Here is a 16,960-nt window from a genome sequence, read left to right as displayed (position 1 = left end):
TCAGGCGTCGGGGATGGCCGACGTCGGCGGCGGGCCGACGTCCGCCCGCGGCGGGTCGTCGACGTCGAACACACCCGTGCTCGCGCAGGTGCCGGTGGGCTCCGGGGACGCGAACGCCGTCGGGTCCTCCGGGTACACGCCCTTCTGGGTGTTCAGGCGGGTCGCGGTGACGAAGTGGTCGAGCCGGGGATCGTCGGCGCGGTCGAGGCGCAACTGGTGTCCCCACGCCTGCACCGAGATCGGTCGGTCGAGCCCGGGGTAGGGCGACATCAGCATGTGGTCGACGCCGGTGACGCGCCGGGCGAGCGCGGTCACCGACGCCGCGTCGAGGGACGGGGCGTAGGTGATCCACACCGCTCCGTGCTCGAGGGAGTGCACCGCGTTCTCGTCCCGCAGCGCGCGCGGGTAGACGACCCCGGTGCAGGCGGCCCAGACAGCGTCGTGTCGGCCTCCGACGGGTGGGCTGTAGCGGTACGCGACGCGCTTTCCGGGCCCGACGTGTCCACCGCGGTAGAACGCCCGGACGACACCGGGGATGCGCATCGCCGGGTCCGGGTCGTCGGCGGTCGGGACCCAGCTCTGCGCGCGCGGCGACGACCGACCGGTCAGCGCGACGGTGATGACGACCACCCCGGCCGTCACCACCAGCGCCGCGACGATCGCCACCACCAGAGTCCGACGTCGCATCCCGACACCCCTCTCGCCGTCCCGCCGGCGTGCTCCGCCGTCTCCCCGCGAGGGTAGAGACGCCGGGAATGTCGGGACGTCTCCGCTGGTTGACACCCATGTCCGAGCATCACGGCCCGCCGGGCGTCGATTTCGACGCAGGTCACGGGTCTGGCATACTCGGCAAGGTTGTGCACCACCTCGATGCACATCATCACCGTCCGGTTCCGGTTCACACCGCGGTGTCCCACAGGGGCAGCGGTGACCCGGCGACCACGAAAGGGACACCAGATGAAGCAGGGCATTCACCCGCAGTACGTCGACACCACCGTGGTGTGCGGCTGCGGCAACACCTTCCAGACGCGGAGCACGCGGGACAGCGGCCAGATCACGGTCGAGGTCTGCTCGCAGTGCCACCCGTTCTACACGGGCAAGCAGAAGATCCTCGACACCGGCGGCCGTGTCGCGCGCTTCGAGAAGCGCTACGGCAAGCGCACGCCGAAGGGCGCCGACGCCGCCAAGTAGCTCATTTACCGACGCCCGTCCCGCGCATCGCGCAGGGCGGGCGTCGGTGCGTCTGCACCCTCGCCGACCGCGTCCGGTCGGCCCCCGTCCCACGACCCCGAGGAGGTCGCCGTGAGCACGACACAGCCGTCTGCCGTCGACGACGTCCTCGCCGAGTACGCGGGTCTCGAGTCGCAGATGGCGGACCCGTCCCTGCACGACGACCCAGCCGCAGCGCGACGGGTGGGCAAGAGGTTCGCCGAGCTGGCCCAGGTGAAGGCCACGCACGACCGGCTCGTCGCCGCTCGCGAGGACCTGTCCGCCGCACGGGAACTCGCGGCGGACGACCCGTCCTTCGCCGACGAGGTCACCGAGCTCGAGGCGACGGTGGCCGATCTCGACGTCGCCCTGGCCGACCTCCTCGCACCCCGTGACCCCCACGACGGCGACGACGTCGTGCTGGAGATCAAATCCGGTGAGGGAGGGGAGGAGTCGGCGTTGTTCGCCGCCGACCTCGCCCGCATGTACCTCCGGTACTGCGAACGGCGTGGTTGGGCCGCAACGCTTCTCGGCGTCACGGAGTCGGATCTGGGCGGGTACAAGGACGCCACGCTGTCCATCAAGGCGAAGGCCGCGTCGCCCGACGGTGTCTGGGGACGGATGAAGTTCGAGGGCGGCGTGCACCGGGTCCAGCGCGTGCCGGTGACCGAGTCGCAGGGCAGGATCCACACCTCGGCGGCCGGCGTCCTGGCCTATCCCGAGCCCGACGAGGTCGAGGCCGTCACGATCGACGATTCCGACCTGCGCATCGACGTCTACCGCAGCTCCGGCAAGGGCGGCCAGGGTGTGAACACCACCGACTCGGCCGTGCGGATCACCCACCTGCCCACCGGGATCGTCGTCACCTGCCAGAACGAGCGCTCGCAGCTGCAGAACAAGGCCCGGGCGCTGCAGGTGCTCGCCGCGCGCCTGCAGGCTGCGGCCGAGGACGAGGCGGATGCCCAGGCGGCGCAGGGGCGCGCGGCGCAGATCCGCACCGTCGACCGGTCGGAACGCATCCGCACCTACAACTTCCCCGAGAACCGCATCACCGACCACCGCGTCGGGTTCAAGGCCCACAACCTCGACGCCGTCCTCGACGGCGATCTCGACGCCCTGCTCGACGCCCTCGTCGCCGCCGACCGCCAGGCGCGCCTGCAGGCCTGATGACCGCCCGGGTCCGCGACGTGATCGCCGCCGCCACGGCTCGACTCGCGGCGGTGGGCGTGGCCTCACCCCGTGTCGACGCCGAACTCCTCGTCGCCCACGTGCTGCGTGTCGATCGCGGTCGACTCGTCGTGGTGGACTCCCTGACCGATGCGGAGCACGCGGAGCTCACCGCCCTCGTCGGTCGCCGCGCGGATCGTGAACCACTGCAGCACATCCTGGGGGACGCGGCGTTCGGTCCGGTGACGCTGGCGGTCGGCCCCGGGGTCTTCGTGCCGCGGCCGGAGACCGAACTGCTGCTCGAGTGGGCGGTCGGTGCATGCGCGCGGGCCGGTCCCGCGCCGCGCGTCGTCGACCTGTGCAGCGGCAGCGGCGCCCTCGCGCTGGGCGTCGCCGCGCTCACCGACGCGACCGTGGTCGCCGTCGAGAAGGATGCCGACGCCCTGATCTGGTTGCGGCGCAACGTGACCGACGCGCCGGAGCCGTGGCGACGACGGGTCGAGGTGCGTGCCGGCGACGCCACCACCCTCGACTGGCGGCATCCCGCCGACGGCCCGATCGACGTCGTCGTGAGCAACCCGCCCTACGTCCCGTCCACCGCCGACGTGACGCCCGAGGTCGCCCACGACCCCGACGTCGCCGTGTTCGGCGGGCGGGACGGGATGAGCGTCATCACGCCGATGGTCGCGGCGATCGCCGCGGTCCTCGTGCCCGGTGGGCGGTGCGCGATCGAACACGACGACACCACCGCCGACCGCGTCGCCGCGGCGCTGGACGCCACCGACGCGTTCGACGGGGTCGTCGCGCACCGTGACCTCACGGGCCGACCCCGGTTCGTCAGCGCGCGCCGACGGTCGGACACCTCCACGGCCGTGGGATGATGACCCACGTGAGCACCGTGTTCGATTGCAACCAGGTCGATTCGCGCGCCGCCGGGATCCGCGCCGCGGTGGGCGCGGTGAAGTCCGGACGTCTCGTCGTCCTCCCCACGGACACGCTCTACGGGCTGGGCTGCGACGCGTTCGACTCCGACGCCGTCGCGTCCCTGCTCGCGACGAAGAACCGGGGCCGTGACATGCCGGTCCCCGTTCTCGTCGGGTCGTGGGACACCATCGATGGCCTCGTCCTCTCGGTCACGCCGCGGATGCGCGAGCTCGTCCGCGCTTTCTGGCCCGGCGGGCTGAGCATCGTCGTGGAGCAGGCGCCGTCGCTGGCGTGGGACCTCGGCGACACCAGCGGCACGGTCATGGTCCGCATGCCCCTGCACCCGGTGGCCATCGAGCTGCTCCGCGAGGTGGGGCCGATGGCCGTGTCGAGCGCGAACCGCTCCGGCAACCCGCCCGCGACCACCGCCGACGAGGCGCGCGCCCAGCTCGGTGACGACGTCGCCGTCTACCTCGACGGGGGACCGGCCGACCACGCGACGCCGTCGACCATCGTCGACCTGTCCGGTCCCACACCGGCGATCCTGCGCTCGGGCGCGGTCCCGCCCGAGCAGATCGCCGAGGTGCTCGGGGTCGAGACGGCCACCCTGCTCGACTGACGCGGACCGCGCGACGCGCCGCCGCGGGCGGGGACGCCGGTGGGGGACACCAGTAGATTCGACGGGTGCTCCTCGCCGCGACGACCCTCTCGAACAACGGTGCGGGTGTGCCGTTGCGCGAGTTGGCCCTCGTCGGCATGAGCGCGGCGTTGATCACCTACCTGGCGACCGGCGCGGTCCGTGTCGTCGCCACCCGCACCGGGGCCGTCGCGGTGCCCCGGGCCCGCGACGTGCACGCCGTCCCGACCCCCCGCCTCGGGGGTGTCGGGATGCTGCTCGGCGTGCTCGCGGCCATCCTCATCGCCCAGCAGCTCCCCGCCCTGACACGGGGGTTCGCCTACACCGACGACATGGACGCGGTGGTGGTCGCCGCGCTGGTCATCGTGGTCGTCGGCATCATCGACGACCGCTGGGGCCTGGACGCGCTGACGAAGTTCGTCGGCCAGCTCACCGCGGCCGGTGTCCTGGTCCTGATGGGCGTGAGCTGGACGGTCATCCCGGTGCCGTTCGGCGGCATCGACACCGTCGTCCTCGACCCTCTGCAGTCGGGACTGGTCACCATCGCGCTGACGGTGGCGACCATCAACGCGATCAACTTCGTCGACGGCCTCGACGGACTGGCCGCGGGCCTCGCCTTCATCGCGGCACTGGCCATCCTGCTGTTCTCGCTCGGCCTCCTCCGCGACCAGGGGGGCGACGTCAGCTACTACCCGCCCGCCCTCATCTCCGTCGCGCTCGCGGGCGCCTGCCTGGGGTTCCTGCCGCACAACTTCCAGCCGGCGCGCATCTTCATGGGCGACTCGGGCTCGATGCTCATCGGGCTGATGCTGGCCACCGCGTCGACCAGCGCGTCGGGTCGCATCGCGGTCACCGCCTACGGTCCGGCGGACCTGTTCTCACTGCTCTCGCCGCTGATCCTGGTGGCCGCGGTCATGTTCATCCCGATGCTCGACATGCTGCTGGCGGTGATCCGCCGGACCCGCGCGGGCGTGGGTTTCTACACACCGGACAAGATGCACCTGCACCACCGACTGCTCGAACTCGGACACTCCCAGCGTCGCGTCGTGCTGGTCATCTACCTGTGGGTCGCGGTGCTGGCGTTCAGCGTCGCGGCGAGCACCGTCTTCTCCGTGTCGGTGGTGATCCCGGCCCTCGCCGGGGGACTCGTGGTGGCGTTGGTGGCGACGGTCGTGCCCCGACTCCGGCGCCGCGCCGTCGTCGCACGCATGCGGCGTCCCGGCGCCCGAACGCCGTGAACCAGGCGTACCACCAGGTGTAGTACTATCCGTCGTAGTAGCCCTCCTGACGTGCGAGGAATAGTCACCCGGTGTGACCGAGACCCCACGGAGGACCGGTTATGAACGCGTTGGTAGGGTCATCCTGACCGGCGAGCTTACGACCGCTTTACCCGCGGATCGCACGCTCGATGGACGCCGCCCCCACCGACAGCCCATGCCGTGCTCGACGACGAGCCCGGTACTCCGACCCGAGGAGAGGCCGATGACGACGTCGACCCCCAGCTCGTCGGACCAGTTCTATCCCGCCATCCCGCTGTCGCTGAAGCGCCCCGCCCTCATCGTGGGTGCCGCCGCCGTGGTCGCCCTCGTGGTGTCCGGCGTGCTCGGCCACATCCTCTTCGGCGTCTTCTTCACCGCGGGTGTCGCACTGATCTTGGCCAACTCGAAGATGGTGCAGTTCAGCGTGTCCGCCGCCACGGAGGGCGACACCGGCCGCAAGAAGCCCGTCGTCCTCAACACCGCCGTCCGCCTGGCCGTCATCACGGTCGCGGCCCTGGCCATCGCGTTCGTGTTCCGGCCCGAGGGCCTCGGGGTCATGTTCGGCCTCGCCCTCGGCCAGGTCATCGTGGTTCTCTCCACGGTGATCCCCGTCATGAGAGGACTCCGCAAGCAGTCATGAGCGCCGTCTACACGTTGGCCGCCGAGGAATCCGGGGGCGACTCCAAGATCGAGGTCGGGCACCACATCCCGTTCTCGATCGGGGGACTCGAGTTCAACCTCGACACGATCATCGGCACGGGTGTCGCCGCGATCATCCTGCTGGGCCTGGCCTTCTACCTCCGTGCGAAGGTCACCGCCGGCGTCCCGAACGGCGTCCAGCTGTTCTTCGAGACCGTCGTGAACCAGATGCGCTCGCAGATCGAGAGCGCGATCGGCATGCGTGTCGCGCCGTTCGTGCTGCCGCTCGCGGTCGGGCTCTTCACCTTCATCCTCATCTCGAACTGGCTGTCGGTGATCCCGGCCCAGTACGGGACGTCGGAGGGCACCGCCTCGGAATGGCTGAAGCCGCCGGCGTCGGACGTCAACTTCGTCTACGCGCTCGCCGTGGTCGTCTTCGTCTGGTACCACGCGGCCGGCGTGAAGCGCCGTGGCTTCCTGGGCTACCCCAAGAAGCTGGTCAAGGGCCACGTCGTCTTCCTCGCGCCGATCAACATCATCGAGGAGATCGCCAAGCCGGTCTCGTTGTCCCTGCGACTCTTCGGCAACATCTTCGCCGGCGGCATCATGATCGCGCTGATCACGCTGTTCCCGGCCTACATCGCCTGGGCGCCGAACGCGATCTGGAAGCTGTTCGACCTCTTCGTCGGCCTGATCCAGGCGTTCATCTTCGCCCTCCTGACGATCCTCTACTTCAGCCAGTCCATGGAGTCCGAGGACGCGCACTGACCTCCGGGTGATCCCGGCCTGAAAACGGTGACGGCACCGCCGTCACCCCCACCACGACCCGGCAACCGTTGCCGGTTCACCGAAAGGAACGAATCATGGACCCACAGATCGGTCTGGGCGCACTGATCGGCGGCGGCCTCATCCTGGGCGGCGGCGCCATCGGTGCCGGCATCGGTGACGGTCTCGCCGGTGCACAGCTGATCGCCGGTATCGCCCGTCAGCCCGAGGCGCAGAGCCGGCTGTTCACCCCGTTCTTCATCACCGTCGGTCTGGTCGAGGCCGCGTACTTCATCAACCTGGCGTTCATGGCCCTCTTCGTGTTCGCCACGCCGATCTCGGCGTCCTGACCCAGGCAACCCCTGGAGGAATCGGGTACTGACACCATGGCTCTCGCCGCAGGAAACTTCCTCATCCCCAACGGCACGTTCTTCGTCGTGCTGGTCATCTTCGGGATCGTGCTGCTCGTCATCGGCAAGTTCGTCGTGCCGCCGATCAAGAAGGTGCTCGACGAGCGGGACGAGCAGGTCGCCCGGACCGGACACGACAACCGGACGGCGACCGAGGAGTTCGAGGCCGCCGAGCGGGAGTACCGCGAGGCGATGAAGTCCGCCCGCGGCGAGGCCACCGGTATCCGTGACGAGGCACGGGCGAAGGGTCGCGAGACCCTCGACCAGATGCGTCAGCGGGCGACCGCAGAGGCCGACGGGGCGGTCGCCGAGGCGACCGACAAGCTGCGGGGCGACGGCGAGAAGGCCGCCGCCGCGGCACGGGAGGACGTGGGTCGGCTGTCCGCCGACCTCGCCAGCCGTGTGCTCGGGTTCGACGTGACCTCCGACAGCCGCCTCGCCGACAAGTTCACCAGTGCATCCACGTCCGCGTCCTCCGAGACGCGGCAGCCGAGCGGGACGGGGAGCTGAGCTCGTGTCCATCGTGATCGTCAACCTGATCGGCTTCGTCGTCATCGTCGCGGTGGTCGTGCGGTACATCCGCCCGCCCGTCGCGAAGGCGATGAAGTCGCAGCAAGACGCCGTCGCCGAGCAGATCGCGGAGAGCGAGAAGGCCAAGAAGCGGCTGCAGGAGGCGCGCGACGCGCACGCCAACGCGGTCGAGGAGGCACGTGCCACCGCGAGCCAGATCCGCGAGGAGGCCCGCGCGGACGCGCAGGCCATCTCCGAGGAGCTGGCCGCCCAGGCCGACGCCGAGGTGGCCCGCATCCGTGAGCACGGCACGGCCCAGGTCGAGCTGAACCGGGCCAACCTGATCCGCGGACTGCGCTCCGACCTGGGTCTGGCGTCGATCGAGCTCGCCGGCTCGGCGGTGCGTGAGCACCTCCAGGACGAGACCGCCCGGCAGGAGTCCATCGACCGCGTCATCGACGAGCTCGAGACCATGGTCGGCTCCGACGACGACCGTTCGCGGGTGTCCGCCCCGTCCGATCTCGTCGGCCTGCACTCGATGCGCGCCGCGAGTCGCGAGGTCGTCCGCGACCTCACCGACGAGTTCGACCGTCTGACCGGCGATCTCGACGAGGAGGGCCTGCGCGCACTCGCCGACGAGCTCGCCGACGTCGTCGCCGTCCTCACCCGTGAGCACGTCCTGCGCAAGCACCTCGGCGAGCCGTCGGACGACGCCGAGGCCAAGAAGCGCCTCGTCGACGCGGTGTTCGGTTCGGTGCGTGACGAGACCAGGTCGCTGCTGCACACCGCGGCCGTCGGCCGCTGGTCGCAGACGTCCGACCTGACCCAGGCGATCGAGCGGCTCGCCCGGTTCGCGCTGCTCGTCGTGGCCGACCGCGCGTCGACGATCGACGACGTGGAGGACGAACTGTTCCGGCTCGGCCGCCTGCTCGTCGCGCAGCCGCGCCTCTCGGCGCTGCTGTCCGACCAGAACGCACCGGTCGACGGCCGCCTCGGCCTGCTCGACTCGGTGATCGGCGGCAAGGTCGACCCCACCACAAAGGCCCTCGTCGAGCAGACCGTCCGGCTCCTCCGCGGCCAGGCGGCCGCATCAGCTGTCTCCGACCTCGCCGAGCTCGCCGCCGCGCGCCGCGGGGAGACCGTCGCGCACGTCATCGCCGCGATCGAGCCCTCCGACAGCCAGCGCGAGCGCATCGCGCAGGTGCTCGGGCGGATCTACGGGCGCGAGATCTCGACGCAGGTCGAGGTCGACCCCGACCTGCTCGGTGGCCTCCGGGTCGCGATCGGCGACGAGGTCATCGACGCCGACGTCGCCACGAAGCTGGCCCGCGCCGCGGACGAGCTGCCCTCGTGATCGGACCCGGTCACGCCACTCACCTCACCGACCTACCCCAACGCAAGGAAGACTGATACCCATGGCGGAGTTGACGATCTCATCCGACGAGATCAAGGGTGCAATCGAGCAGTACGTCTCGTCGTTCACGGCCGAGGCCTCGCGTGAGGAGGTCGGTGTCGTCACCGACACCTCCGACGGCATCGCCCACGTCAGTGGCCTGCCCGGCGCGATGGCCAACGAGCTCCTGGAGTTCCCGGGTGGCGTCCTCGGCGTCGCGCTGAACCTCGACGAGGACGAGATCGGTGCGGTCATCCTCGGCGAGTACGAGCACATCGAGGAGGGCCAGCAGGTCAGCCGGACCGGCGAGGTGCTGTCGGTGCCCGTCGGCGACGGCTTCCTCGGCCGCGTCGTGAACCCGCTCGGCCAGCCGATCGACGGTCAGGGCGACATCGAGTCCGACGAGCAGCGCGTCCTCGAGCTCCAGGCGGCCTCGGTGCTCGAGCGCCAGCCCGTCGAGGAGTCGCTGGCCACCGGCATCACCGCCATCGACGCCATGACCGCGATCGGTCGCGGTCAGCGTCAGCTCATCATCGGCGACCGCAAGACCGGCAAGACCGCGGTCTGCATCGACGCGATCCTGAACCAGAAGGCGAACTGGGAGTCCGGCGACGAGAGCAAGCAGGTCCGCTGCATCTACGTCGCCATCGGCCAGAAGGGCTCGACGATCGCCGGCGTGAAGCAGGCGCTCGAGGACGCCGGCGCGCTGGAGTACACGACCATCGTCGCGGCGCCCGCGTCGGACTCGGCGGGCTTCAAGTGGCTCGCGCCCTACACCGGCTCGGCCATCGGTCAGCACTGGATGTACCAGGGCAAGCACGTCCTGGTGGTCTTCGACGACCTGACCAAGCAGGCCGAGGCCTACCGCGCCATCTCGCTGCTGCTGCGTCGTCCGCCGGGCCGCGAGGCCTACCCCGGCGACGTCTTCTACCTGCACTCCCGTCTGCTGGAGCGGTGCGCGAAGCTGTCCGACGAGCTCGGTGGCGGGTCGATGACCGGTCTGCCGATCATCGAGACCAAGGCCAACGACATCTCGGCGTTCATCCCGACCAACGTCATCTCGATCACCGACGGTCAGGTGTTCCTCGAGTCGGACCTGTTCAACAAGGGTGTCCGTCCCGCCATCAACGTCGGCACCTCGGTGTCGCGCGTCGGTGGTGCCGCGCAGACCAAGGGCCTCAAGAAGGTCTCCGGCTCGCTGCGTCTGGAGCTCGCCCAGTTCCGCGAGCTGGAGGCGTTCTCGGCCTTCGCCTCCGACCTCGACGACGCGTCGAAGGCGCAGCTCGAGCGCGGTGCCCGCTGGGTCGAGCTGCTCAAGCAGGACCAGTTCAGCCCGGTGCCGGTCGAGGACCAGATCGTCTCGATCTACCTCTGCGGTGAGGGCCACTTCGACTCGGTGCCCGTCGAGGACATCAAGCGCTTCGTCGGTGAGCTGCTGACCCACCTGCACCACAGCGCGCAGGGCGTCTACGACTCGATCGCCGGTGGCAAGGCGCTGGCCGACGACCAGGCCGAGGCCCTCGTCGACGAGGTCAACAAGTTCAAGCAGGGCTTCCAGGCCAGCGACGGCTCGCGCGTCGTGAACGAGGACGACGCCGAGTCGATGGACGCCGACGACGTGACCAACGAAGAGATCAAGCTGCGGAAGTCCTGACGATGACCGTGTGTACAGACCGACGAGACCGCAGGGGAGTGTGAGAGATGGCCAGCATCCGTGAGCTGCGCTCGCGCATCCGTTCGGTGCAGTCGACCCGCAAGATCACCAAGGCGCAGGAGCTCATCGCGACGTCGCGCATCACCAAGGCGCAGGCGCGGGTGAACGCGTCCAAGCCCTACGCCGAGGAGATGACGTCGGTCCTCACCGAGCTGGCGAGTCGGTCGGGCACGCTCGACCACCCGCTCCTCAACGAGCGTCCGGAGCCCAAGCGGGCCGCGGTGCTGGTCGTGACCAGCGACAGCGGTCAGTGCGGTGGCTACAACTCGAACGTTCTGCGGGAGACGCGTGAGCTTCTCTCGCTCCTGCGCGACGAGGGCAAGGAACCCATCATCTTCGTGATGGGCAAGAAGGGCCTGGGGTACTTCACCTTCCGCGACATCGCGGTGGCGGGTGCCTGGACCGGGTTCTCCCAGCAGCCCCGGTACTCCGACGCGAAGACCGCCACCGACCGGCTCGTCGAGCTGTTCGTGGCGGGCGCCGGCACCGAGGTCGAGGGCGAGGACGAGACGCCGTCGCTCGAGGGCGTCGACGAGATCCACATCGTCTACACCCGGTTCGCGTCGATGCTCAGCCAGGTGCCCGAGGTCCGTCGCATCGCGCCGATGGTGGTCTCCGAGTCCGACGAGGAGGAGATCGCCGAGAGCCCCGAGCGGAACTACACGTTCGAGCCCGGAGCCGAGACGCTGCTGTCGGCCCTGCTGCCGAAGTACGTCGCCACCCGCGTGTACGCCGCCCTGCTCGAGGCCGCCGCCTCGGAGTCGGCGGCACGACGCACCGCCATGAAGGCCGCGACCGACAACGCCGACGAACTGGTGACCGACCTGTCCCGACAGGCCAACCAGCTGCGTCAGGCACAGATCACGCAGGAGATCAGCGAGATCGTCGGCGGGGCGAGCGCACTGGCGAACTGAGCGAGCACGACGGTGGGGCAGCCGACCCCGCCGCGATGAGAACCACGAGATCCAGCGGCCGCGAGGCCAGGAAGTGACCACCATGAGCACTGCAACAACCGAGGCCCCGAGCACGTCGGGGTCGCGCGACGCGGCCGGCCGCGTCGTCCGAGTCATCGGTCCGGTCGTCGACGTCGAGTTCCCGCGCGGCGCCGTCCCCGACCTGTTCAACGCCCTGCACGCCGAGGTGAGCCTCGAGGCCGTCGCCAAGACGCTGACCCTCGAGGTCGCCCAGCACCTGGGCGACAACCTCGTCCGCACCATCTCGATGCAGCCCACCGACGGCCTGGTCCGCGGTGCGGAGGTCGTCGACTCGGGCAAGTCGATCACCGTCCCCGTCGGTGACGTGGTCAAGGGCCACGTCTTCAACGCCCTCGGTGACTGCCTCGACGCGCCCGGCACCGGTCGCGACGGTGAGCAGTGGAGCATCCACCGCAAGCCGCCGGCCTTCGACCAGCTCGAGGGCAAGACCGAGATCCTCGAGACCGGCATCAAGGTCATCGACCTGCTGACCCCGTACGTCAAGGGCGGCAAGATCGGTCTGTTCGGTGGTGCCGGTGTCGGCAAGACCGTCCTCATCCAGGAGATGATCACGCGTATCGCGCGCGAGTTCTCCGGCACCTCGGTGTTCGCCGGCGTCGGCGAGCGCACCCGTGAGGGCACCGACCTCCACCTCGAGATGGAGGAGATGGGCGTCCTCCAGGACACCGCCCTGGTGTTCGGTCAGATGGACGAGCCGCCGGGCACGCGCATGCGCGTCGCGCTGTCGGCCCTGACCATGGCCGAGTACTTCCGCGACGAGCAGGGCCAGGACGTCCTGCTGTTCATCGACAACATCTTCCGGTTCACCCAGGCCGGTTCCGAGGTCTCGACCCTGCTGGGTCGCATGCCCTCGGCCGTCGGGTACCAGCCCACGCTGGCCGACGAGATGGGTGAGCTGCAGGAGCGCATCACCTCGACGCGCGGCAAGTCGATCACCTCGCTGCAGGCGATCTACGTCCCCGCCGACGACTACACCGACCCCGCGCCGGCGACGACGTTCGCACACCTCGACGCGACCACCGAGCTCTCGCGTCCGATCTCGCAGCTGGGCATCTACCCGGCCGTCGACCCGCTGACGTCGACCTCGCGCATCCTCGAGGCGTCGATCGTCGGTGACGAGCACTTCCGTGTCGCCAACGAGGTCAAGCGCATCCTGCAGAAGTACAAGGAGCTGCAGGACATCATCGCGATCCTCGGTATGGACGAACTGTCCGAGGAGGACAAGGTCACGGTCCAGCGGGCCCGTCGTCTGCAGAAGTTCCTCGGCCAGAACTTCATCGTCGCCGAGAAATTCACCGGCCAGAAGGGCTCGGTCGTGCCGCTCTCGGACACGATCGAGGCGTTCGACCGCGTCTGCAAGGGCGAGTTCGACCACCTGCCGGAGCAGGCGTTCAACAGCTGCGGTGGACTCGACGACGTCGAGGCCGCGGCCGAGAAGATCTCCGGGAAGTGACGCGAGTCCATGGCTGACACAGGCTTTCCGGTCGAGGTCGTCTCGGTCGAGGAGCGGCTCTACTCGGGAGAGGCGACGTTCGTCATCGCCCAGACCACCGAGGGCGAGCTGGGCATCCTCAACCACCACGAGCCGCTGCTCGGTCAGCTCATCCCCGGGGGCTTCGTCCTCATCGAGCAGACCGACGGCAAGCGTCGGGTCGCCGCGGTGCAGGGCGGGTTCCTGTCCGTGACCGGGGACGCGGTCACCGTGCTGGCCGAGTCGGCCGAGTGGGCCCGCGACATCGACGGCGACGCCGCGCGTCAGACGCTCGAGTCGGCCGAGGAGGGGTCCGAGGAGTACGAGCAGGCCCTGTCCCGCGTCCGCGCGGTGGAGCAGCTCGAGAAAGAGAAGTGACGTTCACGACGGCCCGGACCACGGTCCGAGGGGTCGTGGCAAGCTGGTGACACACACCGGCTGGTGACGGCACACCGAGACCACGGTGACGATCCCCGCAAACTGCAGAGTTTGCGGGGATCGCTGTATCCGGCACCCCGACAAGGGGCCCAGGAGGCGCAGATGAGTGGGACGACGACCTTCGCGATCGTCGTCCTCGTCGTGCTCGTCGCCGGCCTCGTCGCCCTGGGGGTGGGCGTCGCACTGCGCGTCGCCCGGCTCCGCAGTCGCGGGACGGCGGTGCTGTTCCGGGTACTCCCCGCGGGGGACGACCGCGGGTGGCGGCACGGGATCGTGCGTTACAACGACGACGCCCTCGTCTACTACCGCCTGTCGAGCCTGCGCACGGGACCGAGCCGGGTGATCGAGCGTCAGGCCATCGAGGTGGAACGGCGTCGGGCGCCGCACGGGACCGAGGTCGACGTGATCGAGGACATGACGGTCGTCGAGATCTCCGCCGGCCGCAACCGCTACGAGCTCGCGATGTCCCCGGGTGCGGTCACCGCGTTCCAGTCCTGGGTGGAGTCGCGCCCGTCCGAGCGGTCACGCCGTCGGCGTTCCGCCTGACCCTTCGTCCCGCGGGTTGCGCTGGCGGTCGCCGCCGGGGCGCCACAGCACGTCGTCGCCGCCGTTGGCCGCGCGGGCGAGGATGAACAGCAGGTCGGAGAGTCGGTTGAGATACCGCGCGGGCAGCACCGACGTCGTGTCCGGGTGCGCGTGCACCGCGGTCCACGCCGCGCGTTCGGCCCGGCGCGTCACGGTGCGGGCCGTGTGGAGGAGCGCCGCGAGCGGGGAGCCGCCGGGGAGGATGAACGAGTCGAGCGGGGGGAGCGGGTCGCCGTACTCGTCGCACAAGTGCTCGATCGCGTCGATGTACTCCTGCTTCACCCGCAGCGGCGGGTACTCCGGATCGGGCACGACCGGGGTCGCGAGGTCCGCGCCGGCGTCGAAGAGATCGTTCTGCACCGTCGTGAGGATCTCGGTCATCCGCTGGTCGGGGGATCCGAGGGCGATCGCGACGCCGATCGCCGCGTTCGCCTCGTCGCACTCGGCGTAGGCGACGACGCGGGGGTCGGTCTTGGGCACCCGCGAGAAGTCGCTGAGACCCGTCGTCCCGTCGTCGCCCGTACGGGTGTAGATGCGGGTCAGGTGCACTGCCATGGCCCAACCGTAGGGGACGCCCGCCCCGAGGCCACGACGAGAGCCGGCGCAGCGGCCCGCGGCACGCGCCGCGGGCGATACCCTCCCGGCATGACGCCGAGGCCCTTCCGTGTGGAGCGCAGTCGCACCATCGCCGCGCCGACTGCGCAGATCCTCGCCGAGATCGTCGACTTCCGACGGTGGACGGCGTGGTCACCGTGGGAGGACGCCGACCCCGCCATGACGCGTGAGTACTCCGGCGCCGACAGCGGTGTCGGGGCCCGTTACCGGTGGTCGGGCAACCGGCGTGCCGGAGAGGGGTCGATGGAGATCGTGGGCGTCGACCCCGCCGGCGTCGACATCCGGCTGACGTTCACCCGGCCGATGACGGCCGACAACGTCGTGCGCTTCGACCTCACCGCCGACGGGGCGGGGACCCGGGCCACCTGGTCGATGACGGGGGAGACGTCGGGTCTCGCGGGGCTCGTCTCCCGGATCGTGCCGATGGACCGACTGGTCGGGCGTGACTTCGAGCGCGGGCTGGAGCGGTTGGACGCCGTGGCGACCGCCGACACCGGACGGGAACGGTGAGGGCATCCCGTGGCCCGGGGCGGGGACGGCGACGCACCTGGTTAGGCTCGAAAGCGTGAGCGATCGCTTCCTGGTGACCGGCGGGGCCCGACTGGTCGGCGACGTCGCTGTGGTCGGCGCCAAGAACAGCGTCCTCAAACTGATGGCGGCCGCGCTCCTGGCCGAGGGCCGGACCACGATCACCAACTGCCCCCAGATCGCGGACGTGCCGCTGATGGCCGACGTCCTGCGGGGACTGGGGACCACGGTCGAGATCGAGGGCGACACCGTCGTCGTCGACACCCCGGCCGAGCCCAAGTTCCACGCCGACTTCGACGCGGTGAAGCAGTTCCGTGCGTCCGTCTGCGTGCTCGGGCCGCTGCTGGCGCGCTGTCGACAGGCGGTCGTCGCGCTGCCCGGCGGTGACGCCATCGGATCGCGCCCGCTCGACATGCACCAGGCGGGGCTGCGGGCGCTCGGCGCGCACAGCTCGATCGAGCACGGGTGTGTGGTCGCTCGCGCCGACCGGCTCGTGGGTGCGGCGGTGGCGCTCGAGTTCCCCTCCGTGGGGGCGACGGAGAACATCCTCATGGCGGCCGTGCTCGCCGAGGGGACCACCACCATCGACAACGCCGCCCGTGAACCGGAGATCGTCGACCTCTGCGTGATGCTGCGGCAGATGGGCGCGCACATCGAGGGCGCGGGGACGTCGACGCTCACCGTGACCGGCGTCGACCGGCTCCACCCCACCACCCACCGCGTCGTCGGCGACCGCATCGTCGCCGCCACCTGGGGGGTGGCCGCCGCGATGACCCGGGGTGACATCCGCGTCACCGGCATCGACCCGGCGCACCTGCACCTCGTGTTGCAGAAGCTCACCGACGCCGGCGCGTCGGTGGAGCGCTTCGACGACGGGTTCCGGGTGCGGCAGGAGGGGAGGCCGCGCGCGGTCAACGTCTCGACCCTGCCGTTCCCCGGGTTCCCCACCGACCTGCAGCCGATGGCGATCGGCCTGGCGACGGTGGCCGACGGGATGTCGGTGATCACCGAGAACGTCTTCGAGGCGCGGTTCCGGTTCGTCGAGGAGATGATCCGGCTCGGAGCGGACGCCAGGACCGACGGCCATCACGCGGTGGTGCGGGGGATCGACCGTCTCTCGAGCGCACCCGTGTGGTGCAGCGACATCCGTGCCGGCGCCGGTCTGGTGCTCGCCGGGCTGGTGGCCGACGGGGTGACCGAGGTGCACGACGTGCACCACATCGATCGCGGCTATCCGGAGTTCATCGAGAAGCTGTGTGCGCTCGGTGCTGACGTGCGTCGTGTCGACGACACCCCCGACGGGGCCGCTGACCAGGCGATTTGACCACGGGCGCAACGCTGCGTAGTTTCTTCGGAGTCAGCGCGCCACGGCGCCGCCCCGGTCAGACCGGGAAGCCGGAAACCGGGCCTGCGCAGACATCCAGTCACCACAATCGGCCGATTCGCTCGGCCGACCACGGTGCGCCGAGGATCCCGGATCTGCCCCGCGAGAGCGGATTTGAACCGGACACGATCACTCTGCTAGGCTGGAAGAGTTGCTCCGGAGACGGGGCAGCGACCGAACTACAGTCCTCGATCACGAGCCCTACCAGGGCAAACGGTTCGTGGGTGTGTGTTCTTTGAGAACTCGATAGTGTGTCGACAATTGTTGGTGAAGTTTTTGTTTGCCTGCGGTGTTTGTCAGTGGATGCCGTGGGTTTT

Annotated in this window: 19 protein-coding genes; 17 read left to right on the top strand and 2 right to left on the bottom strand. The window is 70.0% G+C overall.

What is annotated here, in order from left to right:
- Positions 1–687: a thioredoxin-like domain-containing protein gene (locus tag LX12_RS20490; protein WP_253656469.1), complete on the bottom strand. Its 687-nt coding sequence runs from the start codon at positions 685–687 to the stop codon at positions 1–3.
- Positions 688–957: 270 nt separating this feature from the next.
- On the opposite strand from LX12_RS20490, the gene rpmE reads away from it, so the two are divergent.
- The 15 genes from rpmE to LX12_RS20415 all read left to right on the top strand — a co-directional run bounded on the left by rpmE (position 958) and on the right by LX12_RS20415 (position 14,077).
- The gene (rpmE, locus tag LX12_RS20485; protein ID WP_253656468.1) at positions 958–1,191 is read left to right on the top strand and encodes a 50S ribosomal protein L31; all 234 of its coding nucleotides are present in this window, start codon (positions 958–960) and stop codon (positions 1,189–1,191) included.
- A 111-nt stretch (positions 1,192–1,302) separates the two neighbouring features.
- A complete protein-coding gene (gene prfA, locus LX12_RS20480; RefSeq protein WP_253656467.1) occupies positions 1,303–2,376 on the top strand; it encodes a peptide chain release factor 1 in 1,074 nt (357 codons plus the stop codon).
- Positions 2,376–3,257: a N5-glutamine methyltransferase family protein gene (locus LX12_RS20475; RefSeq protein ID WP_253656466.1), complete on the top strand. Its 882-nt coding sequence runs from the start codon at positions 2,376–2,378 to the stop codon at positions 3,255–3,257. The genes prfA and LX12_RS20475 overlap by 1 nt, the downstream gene beginning before the upstream one ends.
- 8 nt (positions 3,258–3,265) lie before the next feature.
- Positions 3,266–3,919 (top strand): L-threonylcarbamoyladenylate synthase, encoded by a 654-nt coding sequence (locus LX12_RS20470; RefSeq protein ID WP_253656465.1) that lies wholly within the window; start codon positions 3,266–3,268, stop codon positions 3,917–3,919.
- 65 nt (positions 3,920–3,984) lie between these two features.
- Positions 3,985–5,175 carry a glycosyltransferase family 4 protein gene (locus LX12_RS20465; protein ID WP_253656464.1) on the top strand — a complete coding sequence of 397 codons (1,191 nt, stop codon included), beginning with the start codon at positions 3,985–3,987 and terminating at the stop codon, positions 5,173–5,175.
- A gap of 244 nt (positions 5,176–5,419) precedes the next feature.
- Entirely contained in the window at positions 5,420–5,836 is a 417-nt protein-coding gene (locus tag LX12_RS20460) for a hypothetical protein (protein ID WP_253656463.1), read from the top strand.
- Complete coding sequence (gene atpB / locus LX12_RS20455) at positions 5,833–6,603, top strand: F0F1 ATP synthase subunit A (RefSeq protein ID WP_253656462.1); 771 nt, start codon at positions 5,833–5,835, stop codon at positions 6,601–6,603. Before LX12_RS20460 ends, atpB begins: the two co-directional genes overlap by 4 nt.
- A gap of 95 nt (positions 6,604–6,698) precedes the next feature.
- A complete protein-coding gene (locus LX12_RS20450; RefSeq protein ID WP_253649178.1) occupies positions 6,699–6,950 on the top strand; it encodes a F0F1 ATP synthase subunit C in 252 nt (83 codons plus the stop codon).
- 36 nt (positions 6,951–6,986) lie between these two features.
- A complete protein-coding gene (locus LX12_RS20445) occupies positions 6,987–7,520 on the top strand; it encodes a F0F1 ATP synthase subunit B (RefSeq protein WP_253656461.1) in 534 nt (177 codons plus the stop codon).
- A 4-nt stretch (positions 7,521–7,524) separates the two neighbouring features.
- The gene (locus LX12_RS20440; RefSeq protein ID WP_253656460.1) at positions 7,525–8,874 is read left to right on the top strand and encodes a F0F1 ATP synthase subunit B/delta; all 1,350 of its coding nucleotides are present in this window, start codon (positions 7,525–7,527) and stop codon (positions 8,872–8,874) included.
- A 61-nt stretch (positions 8,875–8,935) separates the two neighbouring features.
- Positions 8,936–10,567 carry a F0F1 ATP synthase subunit alpha gene (gene atpA, locus LX12_RS20435; RefSeq protein WP_253656459.1) on the top strand — a complete coding sequence of 544 codons (1,632 nt, stop codon included), beginning with the start codon at positions 8,936–8,938 and terminating at the stop codon, positions 10,565–10,567.
- A gap of 47 nt (positions 10,568–10,614) precedes the next feature.
- Positions 10,615–11,541, top strand: coding sequence for a F0F1 ATP synthase subunit gamma (locus LX12_RS20430; RefSeq protein ID WP_253656458.1), 927 nt, complete (start codon positions 10,615–10,617; stop codon positions 11,539–11,541).
- 82 nt (positions 11,542–11,623) lie between these two features.
- Entirely contained in the window at positions 11,624–13,075 is a 1,452-nt protein-coding gene (gene atpD, locus LX12_RS20425) for a F0F1 ATP synthase subunit beta (RefSeq protein ID WP_253656457.1), read from the top strand.
- 9 nt (positions 13,076–13,084) lie between these two features.
- Entirely contained in the window at positions 13,085–13,471 is a 387-nt protein-coding gene (locus tag LX12_RS20420) for a F0F1 ATP synthase subunit epsilon (protein WP_253656456.1), read from the top strand.
- Between the two features lie 162 nt (positions 13,472–13,633).
- Positions 13,634–14,077 (top strand): DUF2550 domain-containing protein, encoded by a 444-nt coding sequence (locus LX12_RS20415; protein WP_253656455.1) that lies wholly within the window; start codon positions 13,634–13,636, stop codon positions 14,075–14,077.
- Here LX12_RS20415 and LX12_RS20410 read toward each other — a convergent pair.
- Positions 14,054–14,671 carry a cob(I)yrinic acid a,c-diamide adenosyltransferase gene (locus LX12_RS20410; protein WP_253656454.1) on the bottom strand — a complete coding sequence of 206 codons (618 nt, stop codon included), beginning with the start codon at positions 14,669–14,671 and terminating at the stop codon, positions 14,054–14,056. The genes LX12_RS20415 and LX12_RS20410 overlap by 24 nt on opposite strands.
- A 90-nt stretch (positions 14,672–14,761) precedes the next feature.
- Between LX12_RS20410 and LX12_RS20405 the strand changes: the two genes are divergently transcribed.
- Positions 14,762–15,241, top strand: a complete 480-nt coding sequence (locus tag LX12_RS20405) for an SRPBCC family protein (RefSeq protein ID WP_253656453.1) — start codon at positions 14,762–14,764, stop codon at positions 15,239–15,241.
- Positions 15,242–15,296: 55 nt separating this feature from the next.
- Complete coding sequence (gene murA, locus LX12_RS20400; protein WP_253656452.1) at positions 15,297–16,583, top strand: UDP-N-acetylglucosamine 1-carboxyvinyltransferase; 1,287 nt, start codon at positions 15,297–15,299, stop codon at positions 16,581–16,583.
- The last annotated feature ends 377 nt before the right edge of the window (positions 16,584–16,960 follow it).

Source organism: Williamsia serinedens (assembly GCF_024171725.1).
Taxonomy (GTDB): domain Bacteria; phylum Actinomycetota; class Actinomycetes; order Mycobacteriales; family Mycobacteriaceae; genus Williamsia_A; species Williamsia_A serinedens.
The sequence above is the reverse complement of the archived record's forward strand: the minus strand, read 5'-3'. Positions and strand labels throughout refer to the sequence as shown.

Excerpts from the sequence above, each read along its gene's own strand:
- LX12_RS20490 (WP_253656469.1), bottom strand. The coding sequence starts at position 687 with ATGCGACGTCGGACTCTGGTGGTGGCGATCGTCGCGGCGCTGGTGGTG.
- rpmE (WP_253656468.1), top strand. The coding sequence starts at position 958 with ATGAAGCAGGGCATTCACCCGCAGTACGTCGACACCACCGTGGTGTGC.
- LX12_RS20475 (WP_253656466.1), top strand. The coding sequence starts at position 2,376 with ATGACCGCCCGGGTCCGCGACGTGATCGCCGCCGCCACGGCTCGACTC.
- LX12_RS20460 (WP_253656463.1), top strand. The coding sequence starts at position 5,420 with ATGACGACGTCGACCCCCAGCTCGTCGGACCAGTTCTATCCCGCCATC.
- atpB (WP_253656462.1), top strand. The coding sequence starts at position 5,833 with ATGAGCGCCGTCTACACGTTGGCCGCCGAGGAATCCGGGGGCGACTCC.
- LX12_RS20450 (WP_253649178.1), top strand. The coding sequence starts at position 6,699 with ATGGACCCACAGATCGGTCTGGGCGCACTGATCGGCGGCGGCCTCATC.
- LX12_RS20445 (WP_253656461.1), top strand. The coding sequence starts at position 6,987 with ATGGCTCTCGCCGCAGGAAACTTCCTCATCCCCAACGGCACGTTCTTC.
- atpA (WP_253656459.1), top strand. The coding sequence starts at position 8,936 with ATGGCGGAGTTGACGATCTCATCCGACGAGATCAAGGGTGCAATCGAG.
- LX12_RS20430 (WP_253656458.1), top strand. The coding sequence starts at position 10,615 with ATGGCCAGCATCCGTGAGCTGCGCTCGCGCATCCGTTCGGTGCAGTCG.
- atpD (WP_253656457.1), top strand. The coding sequence starts at position 11,624 with ATGAGCACTGCAACAACCGAGGCCCCGAGCACGTCGGGGTCGCGCGAC.
- LX12_RS20420 (WP_253656456.1), top strand. The coding sequence starts at position 13,085 with ATGGCTGACACAGGCTTTCCGGTCGAGGTCGTCTCGGTCGAGGAGCGG.
- LX12_RS20415 (WP_253656455.1), top strand. The coding sequence starts at position 13,634 with ATGAGTGGGACGACGACCTTCGCGATCGTCGTCCTCGTCGTGCTCGTC.
- LX12_RS20410 (WP_253656454.1), bottom strand. The coding sequence starts at position 14,671 with ATGGCAGTGCACCTGACCCGCATCTACACCCGTACGGGCGACGACGGG.
- LX12_RS20405 (WP_253656453.1), top strand. The coding sequence starts at position 14,762 with ATGACGCCGAGGCCCTTCCGTGTGGAGCGCAGTCGCACCATCGCCGCG.